The following is a 20,859-nucleotide window of genomic DNA, read 5'->3' as shown; positions in this document are numbered from 1 at the left end:
TCAGTCGTTTGTATTTGTTTTGTGGCTTTTTTTAAAAAAAACTATAATTCGAATAGTACTCGAAGTCTCCCCAACTGTATTATATGTAGAATCACCCTAACTGTATTATAGAATAAAAATGATTAAAGATTCACATATTAGGTATTTACTTAAAAAACATGCTCTTAATACTTGTTCCAGAGAAGAAAAGGAAGTACTTATAGATTTTTTTAAAAACAATAGCGTCTTGGATATTGAGTCTATACCTAGTGTAGAGGAGATAAATGAGCTTTTAGACGAAGGGTTTCAGGAAATCGATGAAGATGCTTCCCTACATATCTATCAAGAAATAATAGGCTACGACAAACATAAAAAGGAAGGAAACTTTTCGAAAAAGAGTAAAAGATCTGTTAAGCGATTATTAAAGGTTGCCGCTGTCTTCACTGGTCTTATGGTTCTGGGGGTGTTGTATAGGAATAATTATTTGTCAAACAAACAAAGTTTTGGTCAAGAGGATATTCAACAAAGTAAAATTACGCTTCAATTGGATAACGGAGAAGTAAAAGTGATCGATACAGAAGAGGTGCAAGACTTAATTGATGTAAAAGGAAGTGTAGTTGGTAAACAGGTTAAAAATAGTATCACCTATTCTAAAGATATTAAGGTAGAAACGCTTACGTATAATACACTAAACATTCCTTATGGTCAGACATTTGAGTTGTTGTTGTCAGATGGGACGGTCGTGTTTTTAAATGCAGGTACATCCATTAAGTACCCAGTAAAGTTCTTAGAAGGTCATAGTAGAGAGGTCTTTTTAGAAGGAGAAGCTTATTTCGATGTGGCTAAAGATAAGGATCACCTATTTGTTGTAAATAATAAGGGTGTTAATGTTGAGGTATACGGTACCAAGTTTAATGTGTCTACCTATCCCGAGGATCAAAATACAGATGTTGTTTTAGTAGAAGGATCGGTAAGTATGTACAAAGCAGATAGTATATCAAATCCACAAGAAAGTGAAAAAGTAATGTTAGTGCCAGGAGTTAAAGGAAGCTTTAATAAAACGGATAAGACTATTGAAACAGAACCAGTTATTACAAGTATTTATACATCTTGGATACATGGAGAACTCGTGTTTAGGGACATGACTTTTGAGAATATCCTTAAAAAAATGGAGCGACGGTATAATGTGGCAATTACCATAAAGAATAATGCATTAGCAAAAGAGATTTTTAATGCCAGTTTTACAGATGTACCTATAGAAAGGGTGTTAGAATATTTAAAAGTAACATACGATATAAACTATAAAATAAACAATAATCTTGTAACCATTCAATAATCATTATGCCTATGATATAAAACAAACTATTTTCATCACATTTCGATTAAATAATTATTTACAAAAAAACCGAAAACTGTTGGAGCCAGTTCCCGGTTCGTGTAAGTGATTAAAAACTAACCACAATTAAACAACTTAAAAGTATGAAAAAAATTCTTTATCAAAAGAACAAACACTGCCTGTGTTTAAAATTTAACCTCAAAATGAAATTAAGTACCTTGTTTTTATTTGTCACCTTATTTACGGTTCAGGCAAATACATCATATTCTCAGGTAACTAAAATTTCTTTAAAGCTTGAAAATGTAAAAATTAATCAGCTTATAGATGTTATTGAGAGTAAAAGTGATTTTCGTTTTATATACAAAATAAGAGATGTAGACTTAGAACGTCTTATTTCTATTCAAGCTAAAAATGAGAAGATATTTTCCATTTTGGATAGAGTGTTCGATAAAACGGAAACTGAATACAGTGTTATCGATAAACAAATATTCTTAACAAAGAAAGAAAAAGAGGAAGTCAAAAACCAACAAGAAGAAGAAAAACTGCAGGATGCTATCATTAAGGGACAAGTTGTAGATGAAGGTAACGTGCCATTACCGGGTGTTACGGTTCTTGTTAAAGGAACGTCTACCGGTACTTCTACCGATTTTGATGGTAACTATAGTTTGTTGGTAAAAGAACCTAATGCTGTATTGGTGTTCTCATATGTAGGGTTTGCGACACAAGAAATTCCTGTAGCTGGTAAAACGACTATTAATGTAACACTTAAAGAAGATACTGCCCAGTTGGAAGAAGTGGTTTTAGTAAGTTTTGGTAAACAGAAAAAGAAAAATGTTATTTCGTCAATGACTACTGTAAAGCCCTCAGAACTTAAGATACCGTCAAGTAACTTGACTACTGCTTTGGCTGGACGTGCGCCTGGTTTAATTTCATATCAAAGAGGTGGAGAACCAGGTAGAGATAACGCCGAGTTTTTTGTTAGAGGGGTGACTACGTTTGGGTATGCTTCAAGTCCCCTAATACTTATTGATGGTGTAGAACTGACAGTTGATGATTTGAGACGATTACATCCCGATGATATTGCAGAGTTCTCTATCATGAAAGATGCTTCTGCTACCGCTTTGTACGGTGCTAGGGGAGCGAATGGGGTTATTTTTGTAACAACCAAAGAAGGGGTGGAAGGTCCTGTAAATGTTTCTGTTAGAATGGAGGCGTCTATGTCGCAACCAACGAGAGATATTGAATTAGCCGACCCAATTACCTATATGAGATTAGGCAATGAGGCAGTTAAAACTAGGGATCCATTGGCGCAATTACCTTATTCTTTGGAGAAAATCGAAAATACAATAGCGGGAACAAACCCCTTATTGTATCCTACGACCAATTGGTATGAAGAGTTATTTAAAGACTATACAATAAACAAGCGTATGAATTTTAGCTTGAATGGTGGAGGTAAAACGGCACGATACTATGTCTCTGTTGCTGGTAGTCAGGACAATGGTATATTGGATGTGCCTAAGGTTAGTAATTTTAACTCTAATATAAATTACAAGCAATATAATTTACGTTCCAGTACCAATATTAATTTAACAAAGACTTCCAGATTAAAGCTAAACTTTAATGTCAATTTTGAAGATTATACAGGCCCAATAAGTGGAGGGTCTGATGTTTATAATCAGGTAATGCGAACCAATCCGGTATTGTTTAGACCCTTTTATGAAAAAGATGCAGAGCATGAATTTACCAACCATATTTTGTTTGGGAATTATGATAACGGACAGTATTTAAATCCTTATGCAGAAATGGTTAGAGGTTACCAAGAGGGAGATGGAGCTAAAATAATTGCCCAGTTAGAGTTTAACCAGGATTTCGATTTTATAACAGAAGGCTTGGATTTTAGGTTTGTATTTAACGGGACCAATCAATCTAAATATGAGGCTGTGAGATCCTATAATCCGTATTATTACCAGCCACGGTTAAGTATTCTTACCGGGGAAATATCATTAGCTTCTTTAAATGAAGCTACGGGAAGAGAAACTTTGAGTTTTAATCAAAGAAACAGATATATTGCCACTTCGACTTACATCGAATCAAATTTGTCATATAGTAAGGCAATCGATGAAAATAATGAAGTTAGTGGTTTACTAGTGTTTACAGCGAATAATAGGAGAAGCACACTTTCCGATTGGGATGTAAACAACCTTTCTGAATCAGAAAATTTACAAAAATCTTTGGCCTTTAGGAATATGGGGGTGTCTGGTCGTTTTACTTATGCTAGAAGAGACAAGTATTTTGCCGAATTTAGTTTTGGATATAATGGTTCAGAACGATTTGCCCGAAAGGAACGGTGGGGGTTCTTTCCTGCTTTGGCTTTAGGGTGGATGGTATCCGACGAAGCATTCTTTGAGCCTGTTCAGGATGTCATTACTAAATTAAAACTAAAGAGTTCCTACGGTTTGGTAGGTAATGACCGAATAGGGGGGCCTAATGATCGATTCTTTTATTTATCTCAGATTAATGTGGATGCCGGAGGGTATGTTACAGGAGAGAACTTTAGTTTCCCATTATCCGGATTTGCTATAGAAAGGTATGCCAACAATCAAATTACCTGGGAAACAGGTAAAAAAATGAACTTTGGTTTTGAGTTAGGGATGTTTAATAAACTGGATCTGGAAGTAGACTTCTTTAGAGAGGATAGGGAAAATATTTTATATGATAGAGTATTACCTGCCAGTTTAGGATTACAGGCCGGTGTGAGAGCCAATATAGGTGAGGCAAGAAGCCAAGGGATTGATGGTTCTTTAGTATATTCTGATGATTTTGCCAACGGCTATGGATGGTTGCAGTTTAGAGGTAATTTTACCTATGCGACCAATAAAATAACCAAGTTGGAAGAACCGGATTATTCGGCGACACCTTGGCTATCTGCATTAGGACATCCTATTGATCAGCAATGGGGCTATATTGCCGAGCGCCTCTTTGTAGATCAGGCTGAGGTAGATAACTCTCCTGAACAGACCTTTGGGGAGTATACAGGTGGAGATATTAAATATCGCGATATCAATGGTGATGGTAAAATATCGACGTTGGATCAAGTGCCAATTGGTAACCCAACGGTACCAGAAATCACTTATGGTCTTGGTATTTCTGCCGGGTACAAAAACTTTGATATCTCCTGCTTTTTTCAGGGATCGGCTAATTCGTCATTTTGGGTTAACACAGGAGGCCAAAACAATGTGTCGCCTTTCGTTGGACAACGACAATTATTGAAGGCATGGGCAGACGATTATTGGTCTGAAACCAATAGAAATGTTTACGCCAAGTGGCCACGGCTTTCAAATAACTTGGTAACTAATAATACGCAAAGAAGTACTTGGTTTATGCAGGATGGGGATTTTTTAAGACTTAAACAACTGGAGATTGGGTATAGCTTGTCCGAAAAATTGGTTTCTAAACTAAAGATGAATACAGTAAGATTTTATGCGAGTGGGACCAATTTGTTTGTGCTGAGTAAATTTAAATTATGGGATCCAGAATTGGCAGGAAACGGTTTAAATTATCCTAACCAAAGGGTGTTTAATTTAGGTGTGAATCTTTCATTATAAAAAAAGTAAACTATGAAGAACAATATATATATAGCAATAATTTTTGTTGCAAGCCTGTTTTTTTCTTGTGAAAAAGATTATTTAGATGTCGTACCGGATAACGTTGCTACAATTGATAATGCTTTTTCCAATAGATTTAATACACAAAAGTTTTTATATACCATATATTCAGCCATTCCCAACCCGGGAAATGTTAATAATCCTGCTTTAAATGGAGGGGATGAGATATGGTATAATCGATCTATGGAGTCTAGAAATGGTGTTGTTATTGCCCAAGGCTTTCAAAGTGCAACGACACCAAGATATAATCTTTGGGGGGATAATGATACGGATGGTTTGTATGTTGCCATAAGGAACTGCGATATATTCTTAAGTAGAATTGATGGAGTGATGGGGATAGATGAGTACGAAAAAACCATATGGAAGGCAGAAGTTAATTTCTTAAAGGCCTATTTCCATTTTTATTTATTAAGAATGTATGGGCCTATTGTAATTAATGAAGAATTGATTCCTGTGTCGGAGTCTACAGCTAATATAAAAGCGAAACGGAATACAGTGGAGGAGGGGTTTGCTTATGTTTTAGATCTTTTAGACAAAGCGATTGTTGATTTGCCATTAACTTTACAGAATCCTGGTATAGAACTAGGACGAGTAACCAAACCAATAGCTGCGGCAATTAAAGCAAGAGTTTTAATGACCTATGCAAGTCCATTGTTTAACGGAAATTCGGTTTACTCGGACTTTGTTAATGAAGAAGGGGAACCATTTTTTCCACTAACGTATTCGGAGGATAAATGGGTGCAGGCAGCTACAGCTTGTAAAGAAGCTATTGATTTATGTCATGATGCTGGCTTTCGTTTGTTTCAAAAAGAAGATTATGTAAATAGGTCGAGTTCAGATATCAATTCGGACATCACATTATTAAAAGCCGGTCTTAGAAGTAGAATGACTGAAAAGTGGAACTTTGAGATCGTTTGGGGGCATACTGGATCCACCTCTAACATTGAATATGAATCCATGCCGCGCTTGTACAATTATATAACGAATCCTGTGGCCTCAAGACATTGCCCACCTATACGTATTGCGGAGATGTACTATTCTAAAAATGGCGTGCCTATTGATGAGGATGTTACTTTCGATTATAATAATAGGTTTAAATTAAGAGAAGCGGAAGAAGCTGATAAGTATCATGTGGAACTAGGACAAGAAACAGCAATCTTGAATTTCGACAGAGAAACCCGGTTTTATGCGGATCTGGCCTTCGATAGAGGCGTGTGGTTTGGTAATGGCGCCGCTGATGAGGATGATCCTTGGTATATTCATGCAAGAGGGGGGGAGTTTGCATCGGTATTTGAAATTTCTCAATATTCTGTTACAGGGTACTGGCCTAAAAAGCTCGTAGCATTGCCTACCCAGGTAACACAAGGGCGGTTTTTAAGTACAACACGATACGCATTTCCTATTGTACGTTTGGCAGATTTATATCTATACTATGCAGAAGCCTTGAATGAGGTAAAAGCGACTCCAGATTCTGAAGTGTATGAATATATTGATCTGGTAAGAGAGAGAGCAGGGCTGGGGACTGTGGTTGATAGTTGGATGGCATTTTCAAATGATCCTTCTAAACCAACCACAAAAAATGGAATGAGAGAGATTATTCAACAGGAAAGAATGATTGAAATGGCCTTCGAAGGAACACGCTTTTGGGATTTAAGACGATGGAAGTTAGCCAGAGACTATATGAATAAACCAGTAAAAGGATGGAATGTTCTTGAAGAAGAAGCGGATAACTATTATACGTTGACAACATTGTATAATCCAACTTATTCTGAAAGAGATTATCTATGGCCCATACCGGAACAAGAAACGATCAAAGATCCTGACTTGATTCAAAATCCGGGATGGTAATTTATTTATTAACTTAATTAAGATATTATGATGAAACAGTTAATTGGAATATTAGTATCAATGTGTTTGGTACTATTAGCGTGTGAGGAAAATGAGCATGGGCCTCTTATCTCTGACGGTACGATTCCGTCGGTTATAGAAAATGTAGTTGTTACTCCAACAAATGGAGGTCTGGATATTAGTTACGATTTGCCTAGTAATAATGGAGATCTACTATATGTAAAAGCAGTTTATACCGATTCCAAAGGACGGGAGGCAGAAGTAAAAACGTCGGCTTATGACAATGAGATAAAGATTTTAGGGTTTAGTGATACTGCAGAAAAATCAGTAAAACTTTATTCTGTAGATCGTTCCGAAAATCATTCAGAGCCCATTACGGTTACAGGTACGCCATTAACGCCTCCAGTATTCCTTGTTCAGGAGTCTATGGAAATAACTGCCGATTTTGGCGGTGCCAGATTTACTTGGGATAATACTTTGAAAACACCTATTACCATTGAATTGATGACTACCAACGAGATTGGTGATTTGGCAACGGTGGAAACTATTTATACGGAGCAAGAAGCCTCACGATCTTCTTTGAGGGGATACGAATCGTCCCCTAGGTTATTCGCTGCTGTAATTAGAGATCGTTACGATAACTTCTCCGATACAATTTACGCAGACACTTCAGATCAATTATTAACCCCACTGTTTGAAGTGCGCCTAGATAAAACAAAGTTTCAGAAAGTTATTCTGGACAATGATGACAACTGGGATGCCTGGGAAGGTGATTACTGGAATTGTTTTGATGATGACCTTACAACTATTGTACATACACAAGGAGATCATCCCAGACCAAGTATTATGACTGTAGATTTGGGGGTTGTTGTAACCTTAAGTCGTTTTAATGTAATACAGAGAAGCCCTGAGAATGCCCGTCATTTTGCATTTACACATGGGAACCCAAAAACCTATACGGTTTATGGAGCTAAGGAATTACCTGGTCAGGATGGAAATTTAGATGATTGGATTAAGTTGCGCGATTGTGAATCTATAAAGCCGTCGGGTTCCCCTATTGGAACGAATACGGATGAGGATATGGATCATTTTGACGCTGGAGATGAATATACATTTGATGAACCTGTTGAAATTAGGTATTTCCGGTTTGCAGTGCATTCTACATGGGATGGAGCAGGATATATCGATTTCTCAGAGATGACATTTTGGGGCAATATAGTTGAGTAAAAAAATTAAGAAGTAATTATGAAAAAAATAAAACATTATATTATACCTGTAGTTTTGTTATTTCTAATAGGAATGACTTCATGCAGTGATACGTTTGAACACCATGAAAAATATATAAAGGATGGTGAAATTATTTATTCGACAAAAGTAGATTCACTGCATTCATTACCAGGTAATGGAAGGATTAAATTAGTTGGAACGCTTACAAAGGCTTTTACCGTTAATGAAGTTACAGTCTATTGGGATAAAGGAGAATCCTTTCAAACATTTTCTTATTCTAAATCTGATAACGACACCGATGTGTTAGAGTTGATTATTACCGGATTAGAAGAAAGATCTTATGAATTTGATGTGTATTCAAAAGATGCAGACGGTAATCAGTCCATAAAGAAAACTGTATTTGGAACCGTTTATGGGGAAACCTTTAGGTCGAACTTAGAGGCAAGAGGTATTAATTCGAATACTTATGATGGAACTGATGCTGAAATCAGTTTTGGCGTGAGTGGAGATGAGTATCAGCGAAGCACTGAAATTAAGTATGTTAACAAGAACGACGAAGAAGTTATTGTAATGGTAGGATCAGATGAATCTGCAATTACTTTAACAGATGTGTCTTCAGAGACTCCGGTTATGTATAGAACATTTTATGTTCCGACTTTAACCGATTCCGATGGAAATGAAACTTCGATTGATGAGTTTCCTTCCGATTGGAAGAGTCTGGAATTGGTTTTAACGGGATCCATTAACTATGGTAAATCAGATTGGGTAATCACTGATTTTTCTTCAGAAGAACCAGCAGAAGCGAATTGGAGTTCTTACGATTATCAAGGAAAAGCAGAGGCCGCTATCGATGGGATTTTAGAAACTTTCTGGCATTCAGATTGGGCAAATCAAAAACCAGTATATCCTCATTATTTTGCTTTCGATATGGGGGTAGAAAAAACTATCAAAGGCTTCGAGGTGTTTAGAAGACAAGGAAATGGTAATGGACAAACAAAACACAAGTTTTACGTGAGTTTGGATGGATCGAATTGGACAGACCTAGGAGAGTTTGTTATGGATGCAACTACTGATGCTGGACAAGTATATATGGTAGATCCTATTGAAGCACGTTACGTAAAATATGAAGCGACCGAAGGTTCTGATTACTATGCTTTCTTGGCAGAGATCAATGTGCTAGAGGTTTTTGATAGTTCTGGAATGGTTATTACGGACTTTTCATCGGAAATGGGTGATGCGCCAGCCTCTAATACGATTGATGGTCAGTTAGGAACCTTTTGGCACAGCGAATGGAGTCCAAATCAACCACCTTATCCTCATCATTTCACCTTCGATATGGGAGTAGAAAAAACCGTTACAAGTTTTGAAGTATTTAGAAGACAAGGAGATGGAAGAGGACAAACTAAACATAAGTTTTATGTAAGTTTGGATGGTACTAATTGGACAGATCTGGGCGAATATGATATGGACTCGACTATAGATGCAGGACAATTATATGATGTTGCTCCTACGAAGGCCAGATATATAAAATATGAAGCCACAGAAGGACCTAACTTCTATTGTTTCTTGGCTGAAATTAATGTGATAGGGTATTAATAACATGTAAGTTATAGTATTAAAGAGGGCATAATAGGTAGATTTATCAGTTATGCCCTTTTTTTAACATTTGCTCTGTAAAAATAATTGCTTTAAGCTGAATAATCCACCATTACGCTTAAAATGACCCCACACATATCTATAATTACCTTCCAAATTTGTAGGGTATGGTAAATTAATAAACTTTTAATCTAAAAATAATCTCTATTAGTATAATGAAACGACTTAAATACACTGTAAGTTTAATGTTGCTGATGTGTCTTGGTACGTTAAACGCCCAGCAACTGTATACCCCTTATGATGATTTGCCAGGGATAATTAAAACCTATAAACCCCTGTTTGATAGTGGTTTTCCAGATTGGGCCAAAAAGCTCTACGAATATCCAGTTAACTATTTTGAGATAGAAAAAGGGTTTCAAGATTATACTGCGATTTACGGAAAGCAAAAGAGCCCCATTATACGCTACTATAAAATTTGGAAACAAGTTGTGGCATCTTATGTGAATGATAAGGGCGAAATTTTACTTCCCGATTATGCTCAAATAGCAAAAGAACAGAGTGTTTTCGCCAAAACAACAGGCGTTAGTAAAATAGTCGATGCTTCTAATTCTAATTGGTCATTCTTAGGCCCCAAACAAACCTTTTGGCTGAATGATGGTTCTGCCGGTATACCGGGCGTAGCACCGTGGCAAGTTAATGTATATAGTTTGGCAGTTGCCCCTTCAAATTCAAATATTATATATGTAGGAACAGAAACGGGTTATGTTAACAAGTCGGTTGATAAGGGGCAAAATTGGAATATGTTGGCTCCTAATTATACACTAAGAGGTGTTACGGCTATAGCCATACATCCAACCAATCCAGATATGGTTTATATGGGGAGTGATGGTAAAATCCATAAAACTACAGACGGAGGGAATACTTGGAGTGTTGTTTTAAGCAATGCTGAAGTCAACCATATTCTTATTGATGCTGCTAATCCGAGTAAAATTGTAGCTTCCGCAAATAATGGCATTTATATTAGTACTAACGATGGCGTTAATTGGAGCAATAAAGCTTCGGGTAAGTTTTATGATGTGGAGTTTAAACCTGGTGATGCCAATGTAATATATGCTTTAAAGCAAAATGCTTCAAGTAAATTAGATGCTATTATGTCTTTAGATGGTGGAAATACCTTTACTGCATTGCCAAATTTCCCAAATCAGTTTAATGACGGAAGTGGCGGATTATTGGCGGTAACATCAGATAACCCGAATATTGTATATACAACCCTGCTTAGTGATAATAATACGCCTCAGTTATATAAAGGAACCAATAATAGTGGTAATTGGTCTTGGAATAAAATTATAGATTGTAATACAGATACGTTTAAATATAATAACGGCCAAGGGTATTACGATTTGGTGTTAGAGGTCAATCCTAATAATGCTAACGAATTTTTTGTTGGAACCACCACCTTATTCAAAACAAATGATGGAGGTGCCACTTTTGATGCTATTGGAGGGTATTTTGGGCGTTTTTCTATACATCCAGACATCCAAGATATGAAATGGCTAAACGATGGCTCAGTTTGGGTAGCAACCGATGGAGGTGTGAGCTTTTCAACAGATGCTTTCGAAAACGATTTTCAGCCCTTGATAAATAATTTGATAGGATCCGATATGTGGGGATTCGATCAAGGTTGGAATGAAGATATTGTTGTAGGAGGTAGATATCATAACGGTAATACCGCCATAACCGATTTTTACGGAGATAAGGCATTGCGTATGGGAGGAGCCGAATCGCCTACAGGTTGGGTGTTGCAAGGAAAAAGCAGGCATGTAGCGTTTAACGATTTGGGTAATGGATGGATACTGCCCAAAACCGCAGAGGAACAAGAAGAAGGACGATTCTTGTTTACTAAGTTTCCCAATATGTTGGAATATGGAGGTAATAGAGGAAGTTTGGTACACCATCCAAATTATTATGAGGTTATATTTTTGGGAGAAGGTAATGATTTATGGAAAAGTACCGATATGGGTGTGAATTTTGAGTCGTTACATACCTTTGCTAATAAGGTAATGGGCGTTTCAATTAGCGCAACAAATCCGAATGTTATGTATGTCGATGTAAAGGAGAATGGATTGTACAAAAGTACCGATCAAGGTGTAACATGGACTTTTAAACCATCTTTAAGCAGTGCTTCGAATGGAGGAAGTAAAATGAGAGGCAGAACAAGTTTGGTTATTTCGCCCTATGATGAGAATACTATTTATACTTGTTACGCAAACGGAACCTGGTCTGCAGATAAAGGTTTGGTATTTAAGTCGACCGATGGTGGGGATACTTGGGAAAACATCTCAGGAGCTGTTGACGCATATACCAAATGTTTGGCTATTCAACCTACTAGTACAGGTAAGGACCTTATTTACTTATTTACTACACGCCGAAATGGAACTGGAGCAAAAATATATTATAGAACCTCAGATATGACCAGTTGGAGTGCATTTGAAAATAACTATCCACAAAATTTTGATGTCAATACCGCCATTCCATTTTATCGTGATGGTAAAATAAGAGTTGCCGGTGGCGGTGGTGTATGGGAATCACCTTTACAAGAAGATTTTAAGCCCGTTGTTAATCCATGGGTACAGCGAAAAGAGTTTAACTGTATGACGGATACCTTGTATTTCGACGATCACTCCATTTTAAAACATAGTGGTGCTTCGTGGAAATGGGAGATATCTCCTGCGCCACAATATATTAGTGATACAAACATTAGAAACCCAAAGGTTGTTTTAGGAAGCCCTGGTTCTTACGATGTCACATTAACCGTAACGCAAAACGGGATCGAGTATACCAAAACCATAGTAGGTATGGTTACCACAACAACATGTCCTTCTATAGATGACTGTAGTAATCCTGCCGAGTTGCCAAAAAATGAGTGGACGTTGTTGTATGCCGATAGTGAGGAGGTCAATTATCCAGGGTTGGCAACAATGGCTTTCGATGGTGATCCAGATACCATATGGCACACCAGATGGAGTACAGGAACAGATCCGTATCCTCATGAAATTCAAATAGACTTGGGGAACTTTTATAGCATCAGTAAGTTTACCTACTTACCAAGACAAAATGGGCAAAATGGAAGAATTAACGAATACGAAATTTATTTCAGTAAAGATAATACGAATTGGGGGACGGCTGATTTTACCGGGAATTTTGATAATACATCTGCACCACAGAATTTAGAATTTACAACTCCTATTGTAGCTAGGTACATGAGAATTAAGACTTTGTCTGAAGTGAATGGTGGTGCTTGGACATCTATAGCAGAATTGACCCTGGTTGGATGTATCTATGATAACTGTCCAGATGTGGATAATCCAGATCAAGCCGATTTTGATAACGACGGTCTCGGTGATGCTTGTGACGACGACGATGATAACGATGGTGTTTTGGATATTGACGACCTGTGCCCTGAAACACCTTTAGGCGTTTTAGTAGATGAAAATGGTTGTGAGGCCTTTAATTTGCCAGCTAATAATTTTACAATCACAACAGTTGCTGAAACATGTAGAGCGAGTAATAATGGTAAGGTTATTATAAGTGCTTTGGAAACGCATAATTATCAAGTAGTATTGCAAGGGAATGGAGGACAGTCCAGTTTTAGCTTTACCAACCAGCTAACAATCGATAGTTTAAGTTCTGGTGTGTATCAATTGTGCCTAACTGTTGAAGGAGAAACGAGCTTTGAGCGCTGTTTTGATGTAACAATAAAAGAGCCTTCAGATTTGGCTGTTCTAGCAAAATATGATGTAACTACGAAGGCGTTAGATTTATCTATGTTTAATGGAGATATCTATGAGATAACCCTTAATGAAGAGACATTGAGAACGACAGAAAGTAAAGTGTCGTTAGCTTTAAAATCGGGTGTTAATAGTATAAAAGTTACTACCGACAAAGATTGTCAGGGTATATTCGAAAAGCGTATTGTGCTTAACGATGATATACTGGTATATCCTAATCCATTTGTTGATGATTTGTATGTAAACATTGGTAATGATGAGGCAAATGTAGCCTTTGTAAAAATGTTCAATACAAATGGTAAGCTTGTATTGGCACGTGTTTTATCGGTTACAGGTCAAACCGTAAAGGTTGAAGCGTCGTTTTTAACTGCGGGCATGTACCATGTCATTTTAAAAACAGAAAACAGTGAGCGTAATTTTAAAGTTGTAAAAAAATGAGAAAGTTAATTTATATAGGTATAGTGCTATTGGCAGTTTCTTGTAGTTCGGGAGGTGATTCTTCAGAAGAGAAAAAGGCTTCAAACCCAGAAAAAGCTGTTTTGGTTTTTCCAGAGAATAATTCAGAATGCCTAGAAGGGCAGATTATAAATAGCCAAAAGAGTACTGTAAACTTTAAATGGAGCAAAGCTAATTCAACAGATAGCTATGACATAAGCATAAAGAATTTAAATGATCAAACGGTTAAGTTGCATACAACAACAAACACGTCTTTAAATGTGGAAATCGACAGAGGGACACCTTATTCGTGGTATGTCGTTTCAAAATCCAAAAAGTCGACAACTACAGCAAAAAGTGATACGTGGAAGTTTTATAATGCGGGAGAAGGTGTAACAGAGCATGCACCTTTTCCAGCCGAAACAGTTGAACCTTTAAATGGCGCAGAAGTAACAGCTTCAGGAGGGGGGATTACATTAAAGTGGTCTGCTAATGATTTAGATAATAATATTAGTAGTTACACTATTTATTTCGGAGAAACTACGATGCCTGAAATACACCAAAGCGATATAACATCCAGTCAGTTGGACAATGTTGCAGTAATCTCTGGAAAAATATACTATTGGAAAGTGAAAACTACAGACGAAGAGGGAAATACTTCGATGTCTGATGTGTTTAGTTTTAAGGTTAATTAGACCTAAATGAAAGCATAAAAAAAGGGAGCTAAGTAAAAAAACAGCTCCCTTTTATATATAAATTTATCGTCTATAATTCAGTAGTATCCAGTTAGCGTTAGCGATATACTGTTCCTTATCTGTGTCATTTTTAAATACTAAATAAAGGGATGCTTTTTCTAAAGTAGGGCGTACAGATATCTGATAGTATTTCATGGCACCTTTATCCTCATTATGATATCCCAATTTAGTAGAGCCAATAAGTTTACCGTCAAGGGCATTTTCTCTTATTTCTAAAGTGCCTTTATATGGGTAATCACTGGCATAGAAAGCTGAAAACTTGATATTTTCCAGATCTTTAAGGTTTAGATTGTTAAACTTCAAATAAGAATTGTTGACAATAGATCCAACAAGTGTTTGGCCTTCGGCATTCCATGTGCCCAAGCCAGCACTTTTCTCATCAGCTTTTTCGGCTTCTAGTTTAGGTGCTTTAAAAATAACTTGTTCTCTTGTAGAAAGTTTGGAATCTAACTGACCATCATTGCCATTGTCAAGATAAGAGGCCATTAATACATACATGCCCTGACTCTCTTTTCCCATATGTTCTTTAAATTCTAAAATGCCACTTATTGGTAAATGTTTTTTGTCTGATCCTTTATCTGGTTTTAGGGATAGAATGTATTTTACCATTTTATCAACCTCGTCTGGCTTTAATTGGGGGTGGGCAGACATCATGTGCTCGCCCCACACACCAGATCCTCCTTTTATAATTTTACTTACCAGATAGCCAATGTCTTTTTTAGTATACTTTTGGGCAATGTCTATATAACTTGGCCCATTAACTTTTTCGTTAGCAGCATGACAAGCTTTGCAATCACTAGCATCCATGAGTTTTTGACCTTCAGGTACTGTATTTTGTTGATGGCCTAAAGTAGCTTTTACTAAATCGTTTCCTTCTGGAATATAGTCTAGTGTTACTTTAACTTTTTTAGGGTCTATAGAGCCATCAGTTGTGCTTCCGTCTTGTTTGTCGGTAACTGTTACAGTATAGTTTACTTTCTTGTTATCCCAGTACAATAAATTATCAGGTTCAATTTTTATGCTTAGTTCAGGAGGATCGTTACCTACCAATATTTTTGTTTCTGCGATAGCAACTTCGCCTTCTTTGTCCGTTACTTTTAAACGTACAGTGTAAGTGCCAGCTTCATTAAAAGTAAAGCTTGGGTTTTCTTCTGTTGCTTGTGTTTCATTGGAGGTAAAGGTCCATTCAAAACTAAGGGGGTCGTTGTCATAATCTTCAGAGTCCGATCCAGAAAACTTAACGGTTAGGGGCGTAGATCCAACTTCAACATCTTTAGTGATTCTAGCAATAGGTTTTCGGTTTCCTTCAATATATGTTATCCGGTTTAATCGGGCGTCTAAATTTTGGGAGTTCCACTTTTGACCATATTCCAGGACATATAAATTACCATCCGAACCAAATATCATATCCATTGGATGTGAAAATTCACTTTTGGGCATAAAGCGCTCCGCTTTTTTGTAGTTATGGTCTTCATCAAGGGTAACGATATATATCCAGTCTCGCATCCATTCATATAAAATAAGCTTATCTTCAAAATAAGAAGGAAATGTTGTTTTGGCATCCGGATAATCGGATGCGTGAAAAATAGGGCCGGCCATAGGATTTACGCCACCTGTGCCTAGCCAAGGAAACTCTTCCGATTTGTCATAGGAGTACCAAATAAGGGACTCTTGAGCAGTGGGAAGTTCTTTTAAGCCGGTATTATTCGGTGAATTGTTTATTAAATGGTTTGGATCGAATTTAGGGCCGGATTTTTTTGTGGTAAAATCATAAGCATTGTATACTTGGTTGTTTCCTCTTGTGTACGGCCAACCCCAAAAACCAGCCTTTCTCGCTTGGTTAAATTCTCCCATTCCCTTGGGGCCGCGGTCAGGGTGTCCTTTTCCGGCATCAGGCCCAACATCGCCCCAGTAAAGATATCCTGTCTTACTATCTATTGAGGGTCTAAATGGATTTCTGCAACCCATTGTATAAATTTCTGGTCTGGTGTTAGGAGTTCCTACAGGAAAAAGATTGCCTTCGGGAATAGAGTAGGTGCCGTCGGCTTCGGGCTTAATCCTTAAAATTTTACCCCTTAAATCATTAGTATTTGCAGCCGATTTCTGGGCATCCCAAAGTGCTCTGCCTTCGCGTTCATCTATGGGAGCATATCCAGACGATTCAAACGGATTTGTGTTATCCCCCAATGTAATAAACAAGTTGCCATTAGGCCCAAACTCTAACGCGCCTCCACTGTGGCAGCATTTTCTAATGGTAGGTATTTCGAGTAATATTTTTTCAGATTTAAAATCTAGCGTATCATCTTTTAAATCGAAGCGGGAAACGTATTGCAAAGGTTCGTCGCCAGGAGCGGAATAAAAAAGGTAGATCCAATTGTTTGTTTCGTAATTTGGGTCTACGGCCAAACCTAATAAGCCGTCTTCATTCCCATAAAAAAGATCAAGTTGTGCAAGAGTTTTGGTTTGCTCCGTTTGAAAATCAAACAATTTTAAGGCACCTCGACGTTCAACGAATAGGATGCCTCGATTTGGTAATTCATCAAGTTCCATAGGTTCATTTAGGTTAAAATCGAGAACCTGTCTTGAAAATCTGTTTTCTGGCGGAATGCGGTCGGATGAAGCTTTATTGTAGTCCAGTTCGTTTTTACCAATGGCATAGGTTATACCTCCAAGTAAATGCTTTAGGTAGGTTGGATTGGTATAGGTTTCGTTGGTATGTCCCATTTCTGTATAGAAAGCCCTTCCTCCATCATATTCATGATACCACGAGATGGGGTGGTTGTCGCCATTTGTCCCTCCTTTATAGCTCGTCTCATCTATTTTAATGAGCACGTTTATTTCGGGGTTTATATCTCTGAAGTTGTACCACTCATCTTCCTTGCTCCAAGTGTCATCCATAAATTTTGTAGATGGATGTGACTTATCTATAACGTTGAGTTTGGCTTTTTGGATATGAGGATGGTTTTTAAAATAAGCACCAACAAGTTTGTTGTACCAAGGCCAGTCGTATTCGGTGTCGGTAGCGGCATGTACACCTACAAAACCACCTCCAGATTGTATGTAGCGTTCAAAATCGGCTTGTTGCGCCTGATTAAGGATATCTCCTGTGGTATTAAGGAAAATAACAGCAGAAAATTGTTTTAGGGAATCTTCAACAAAATAAGCGGCATCTTCAGAAGCGACAACTTTAAATTGGTTCTCAGCTCCTAATTTTTTTAAAGCAGCAATTCCAGATTCTATAGATCCGTGTCTAAAACCGGCTGTTTTACTGAAAACTAAAACAGTTTTGTCTTTAGAGTTGCAGGATAGTATTAAAAATGCAATTGCTAGATAAACTGTTAAAGTTTTGATCAGATTCAATTTCATAAATGTGTAATGTCTTAATTAAATACTTTATTGTTTTTTAGAGATGGGACAGAGTTGAGCTAAGAAAATATTTTTATATTAAGTTACGGTTAGAATACTATATGACTTATTTAGATAAGCTCATTTTATACCCGTTCCAGTTTTATAGGGTATGTTTTATGGGCATTCCATTGGCAAACATAGATGTTCTTATCGTTGTCAATACATACATCATGGCAATGGTTAAAAAGAGTTGATTCTTGAACCATTAGCTTTAATTTGCCATTTTCGTAAACAGGTGCTGTGCCCCCAGGATTTGAAATTACTTTATTGTCTTTGTTTAAAATTGTTATAAAACCAGAATTGGGTGTTTGGTTTAAATACCTTAATCGTGACCAACAAACACCAGAGTACATGATGTCATCATCCATAACAGCTCTGCAAACATAAGCACCAGGCAAGAAAATGGAGCTTAAATAATTGCCGTCAAGTGAGAATCGTTTAAAAGAGTTGTGGGCTCTCGAAGTGCACATTAAGGTTATGTTATTGGGGTCACGTGTATCGATTGTAACACCATGAGCTGTACTGAATTGGTCGTCTTTGTCACCTGAGCCTCCAAAATGACGAATATAATCGCCTTTGGCACTGTATTGAATTATATATTGTGAACCATAACCATCGGCTACATAGATATCTCCGTTAGGCGCTATGGCTGTTTCAGTTGGGCTAAATCTGTCTTTTTCAGTGTAGATTCCTATGTCCTTTGGGTGTTTAAGTTTCATTAATACCTTTCCATCGGTTGTTGTTTTTACTACGCTTCCCGAATTAGGGTCTGTAATGAATAGAACATCCGTACCACCTTCATTAAAGATCGATAATCCGTGGGCAGAATTAAAGTTTAATGTCCATGAATTTAACAGCTTTCCTGATTTGTCATAAATTATGATATTGTTTTTAGGCTCATCTGTAGACATGATTAATCGCCCTTTTGAGTCCATTACCATTTCATGACAATTGTTTACAGGGGTTGTGCTAGGGTCTAAATTTCCCCATGCTTTGTGAACTTTATATCTAAATTCACCATGTCCAATAATGTTTTCACTGAGTATGGGTTTATTAATAATGCCAAAAGAATGAACGGTTGGGGTTATTAAGGCACTGCCTACCACAATACCTGTTTTTTTTAAAAAAGTACGTCTGTTAGAATTCATAATTAAAACTTGTTTAAACAAATTAACATAAAAATTAACTTGAAACCGTTTTCAAGGCTTAAATATTTTATATATAAAATGTGAAATGATGCTCTAAAAATAAAATATTTTTATAACAATAATGTTTAAATTATTTCAGTGAAAAAAAATAAATAAATTCTTCAAGTGTGTTTTATGTACCTAATTCTCTTAAGCTTTTATTTGTAGTGGAGTGTAGTGTTGAGGTTTTGTTGTCTTAATGTTTAAATTATTTCATCGTAATGTATGTGCCGTTTTATTAGGTAGTGGGCTTATTGATTGAATATATGTTTTAGTATAGACTGACAAACATCGGTTGGTTCAATAAGTCCTGAATGTGAAGGGGGCTCTTGGTGCGTTTTTTCTTGAACTAATATTGGGTAATATGTTTCATCTACACCAGTAGAACCATGCGAGCCTTTTACGAGTTGAGCATTTAATGGGATTACATCTAACAAGGTTCTAAATCCTAATTTCTTTTTTAAAAGTTTAAAAATGATTCTGGCAGTCATCATTTTCTTTTTGGGGTCTGTAAATAGTTCAACAGGGTCGTATCCCGGTTTCTTGTGAATGTCTACCATTCGCGCAAAATCGGGAGCTTTCCTATCGTCTAGCCAGTAGTAATAAGTAAACCAAAAATCTTTATTAGCAACTGCAATTAAGTCGCCAGAGCGCTCATGATTAATGTTGTAGGCTTTTTGACTTTCTTTATCCAAGACCAAGTCAATTTCTGGATAGTCTTCCAGAAGCTTTTTAATATGTTCAAGTTTACTTTTCTTATTTATATATACATGAGCTATTTCATGATCGGCCATGGCGAAGGCATCACTAATGCCACAATCCAATAGTTCCAAACCATTTTCTTGTCTAACTTTAATGTAACCGTGTTCTCTTAAAAGCCGATTAATATGAAAAGGACCTTTTACTGGATTAATACCATATTCGGAAAGTAAAATGATCTTAACGTTTTTAGATTCATAAAAAGATATAAGATCCTTGCAAACAGTATCCAGTTCTTTTAAGTCTTTTAATATCTTGGCTTCATCACTATGTTTTTGTAGGACGTAATCTAAGTGGGGTAAGTAGATTAACTGTAAAGTAGGTTCGTGCCAGTTGTGTACTAATTTAGAAGCGTCAGCGATCCATTTTGTAGATTTAATAGAGGTATTAGGTCCCCAAAAGTTAAAGAGCGGAAAGGTGCCGAGTTCTTTTTGTAGCTGGTCTCTTAAGCCTTCGGGCTTAGAATAGCAATCCGGTTTTTTTTGACCGTCAGCTCTGTATTGTGGTCTTGGCGTTACATTATAATCAGCATTAGAATACATATTGTACCACCAAAACATGTTCGAGCAGGTAAAATTAGGGTCGACTGCCTTAGCCATATCCCAAATTTTGGGGGCTTGTACCAAATGGTTGGATTGTCGCCACAGCTTAACTTCACATTCATCTTTAAAATACCAACCATTAGCAACTATACCATGTTCGCTAGGCCATTTTCCTGTTAAGTAAGTAGACTGTACAGAACAGGTAACTGCAGGGAGTACAGGTTTTATTTTTGAAAGCTGATTTTTTTCAATCCATTGTGTTAAAAACAGGTCTTTATGCTTCAATAACGCACTTGATAGACCAACAATATCTATTACAACAGTTTGATTCATA

10 protein-coding genes are annotated in these 20,859 nt (G+C 36.9%); 7 read left to right on the top strand and 3 right to left on the bottom strand.

Going from position 1 to position 20,859, the window contains the following annotated elements:
* The first annotated feature begins 118 nt into the window (after positions 1-118).
* From ABD792_RS06365 to ABD792_RS06335, 7 genes are all read left to right on the top strand, one after another.
* A complete protein-coding gene (locus ABD792_RS06365; protein ID WP_345005025.1) occupies positions 119-1,315 on the top strand; it encodes a FecR family protein in 1,197 nt (398 codons plus the stop codon).
* Between the two features lie 203 nt (positions 1,316-1,518).
* Positions 1,519-4,920, top strand: a complete 3,402-nt coding sequence (locus tag ABD792_RS06360) for a TonB-dependent receptor (RefSeq protein ID WP_345005024.1) — start codon at positions 1,519-1,521, stop codon at positions 4,918-4,920.
* Between the two features lie 12 nt (positions 4,921-4,932).
* A complete protein-coding gene (locus tag ABD792_RS06355; protein ID WP_345005023.1) occupies positions 4,933-6,828 on the top strand; it encodes a RagB/SusD family nutrient uptake outer membrane protein in 1,896 nt (631 codons plus the stop codon).
* A gap of 27 nt (positions 6,829-6,855) precedes the next feature.
* Positions 6,856-8,055, top strand: coding sequence for a DUF5000 domain-containing lipoprotein (locus tag ABD792_RS06350; RefSeq protein WP_345005021.1), 1,200 nt, complete (start codon positions 6,856-6,858; stop codon positions 8,053-8,055).
* Positions 8,056-8,073: 18 nt separating this feature from the next.
* Complete coding sequence (locus tag ABD792_RS06345; protein WP_345005020.1) at positions 8,074-9,651, top strand: discoidin domain-containing protein; 1,578 nt, start codon at positions 8,074-8,076, stop codon at positions 9,649-9,651.
* Positions 9,652-9,866: 215 nt separating this feature from the next.
* Positions 9,867-13,877 carry a discoidin domain-containing protein gene (locus tag ABD792_RS06340; RefSeq protein ID WP_345005019.1) on the top strand — a complete coding sequence of 1,337 codons (4,011 nt, stop codon included), beginning with the start codon at positions 9,867-9,869 and terminating at the stop codon, positions 13,875-13,877.
* A complete protein-coding gene (locus tag ABD792_RS06335; protein ID WP_345005018.1) occupies positions 13,874-14,569 on the top strand; it encodes a fibronectin type III domain-containing protein in 696 nt (231 codons plus the stop codon). Before ABD792_RS06340 ends, ABD792_RS06335 begins: the two co-directional genes overlap by 4 nt.
* Positions 14,570-14,632: 63 nt before the next feature.
* On the opposite strand, the gene ABD792_RS06330 is transcribed toward ABD792_RS06335, so the two are convergent.
* From ABD792_RS06330 to ABD792_RS06320, 3 genes are all read right to left on the bottom strand, one after another.
* A complete protein-coding gene (locus ABD792_RS06330; protein WP_345005017.1) occupies positions 14,633-17,995 on the bottom strand; it encodes a ThuA domain-containing protein in 3,363 nt (1,120 codons plus the stop codon).
* Between the two features lie 125 nt (positions 17,996-18,120).
* Positions 18,121-19,185 (bottom strand): NHL repeat-containing protein, encoded by a 1,065-nt coding sequence (locus tag ABD792_RS06325; protein ID WP_345005015.1) that lies wholly within the window; start codon positions 19,183-19,185, stop codon positions 18,121-18,123.
* Positions 19,186-19,475: 290 nt separating this feature from the next.
* Complete coding sequence (locus ABD792_RS06320) at positions 19,476-20,858, bottom strand: alkaline phosphatase family protein (protein WP_345005014.1); 1,383 nt, start codon at positions 20,856-20,858, stop codon at positions 19,476-19,478.
* Between the last annotated feature and the right edge of the window lies 1 nt (position 20,859).

Origin of the sequence: Snuella lapsa (genome assembly GCF_039539345.1) — a bacterium.
GTDB lineage: Bacteria > Bacteroidota > Bacteroidia > Flavobacteriales > Flavobacteriaceae > Snuella > Snuella lapsa.
The sequence above is the reverse complement of the archived record's forward strand: the minus strand, read 5'-3'. Positions and strand labels throughout refer to the sequence as shown.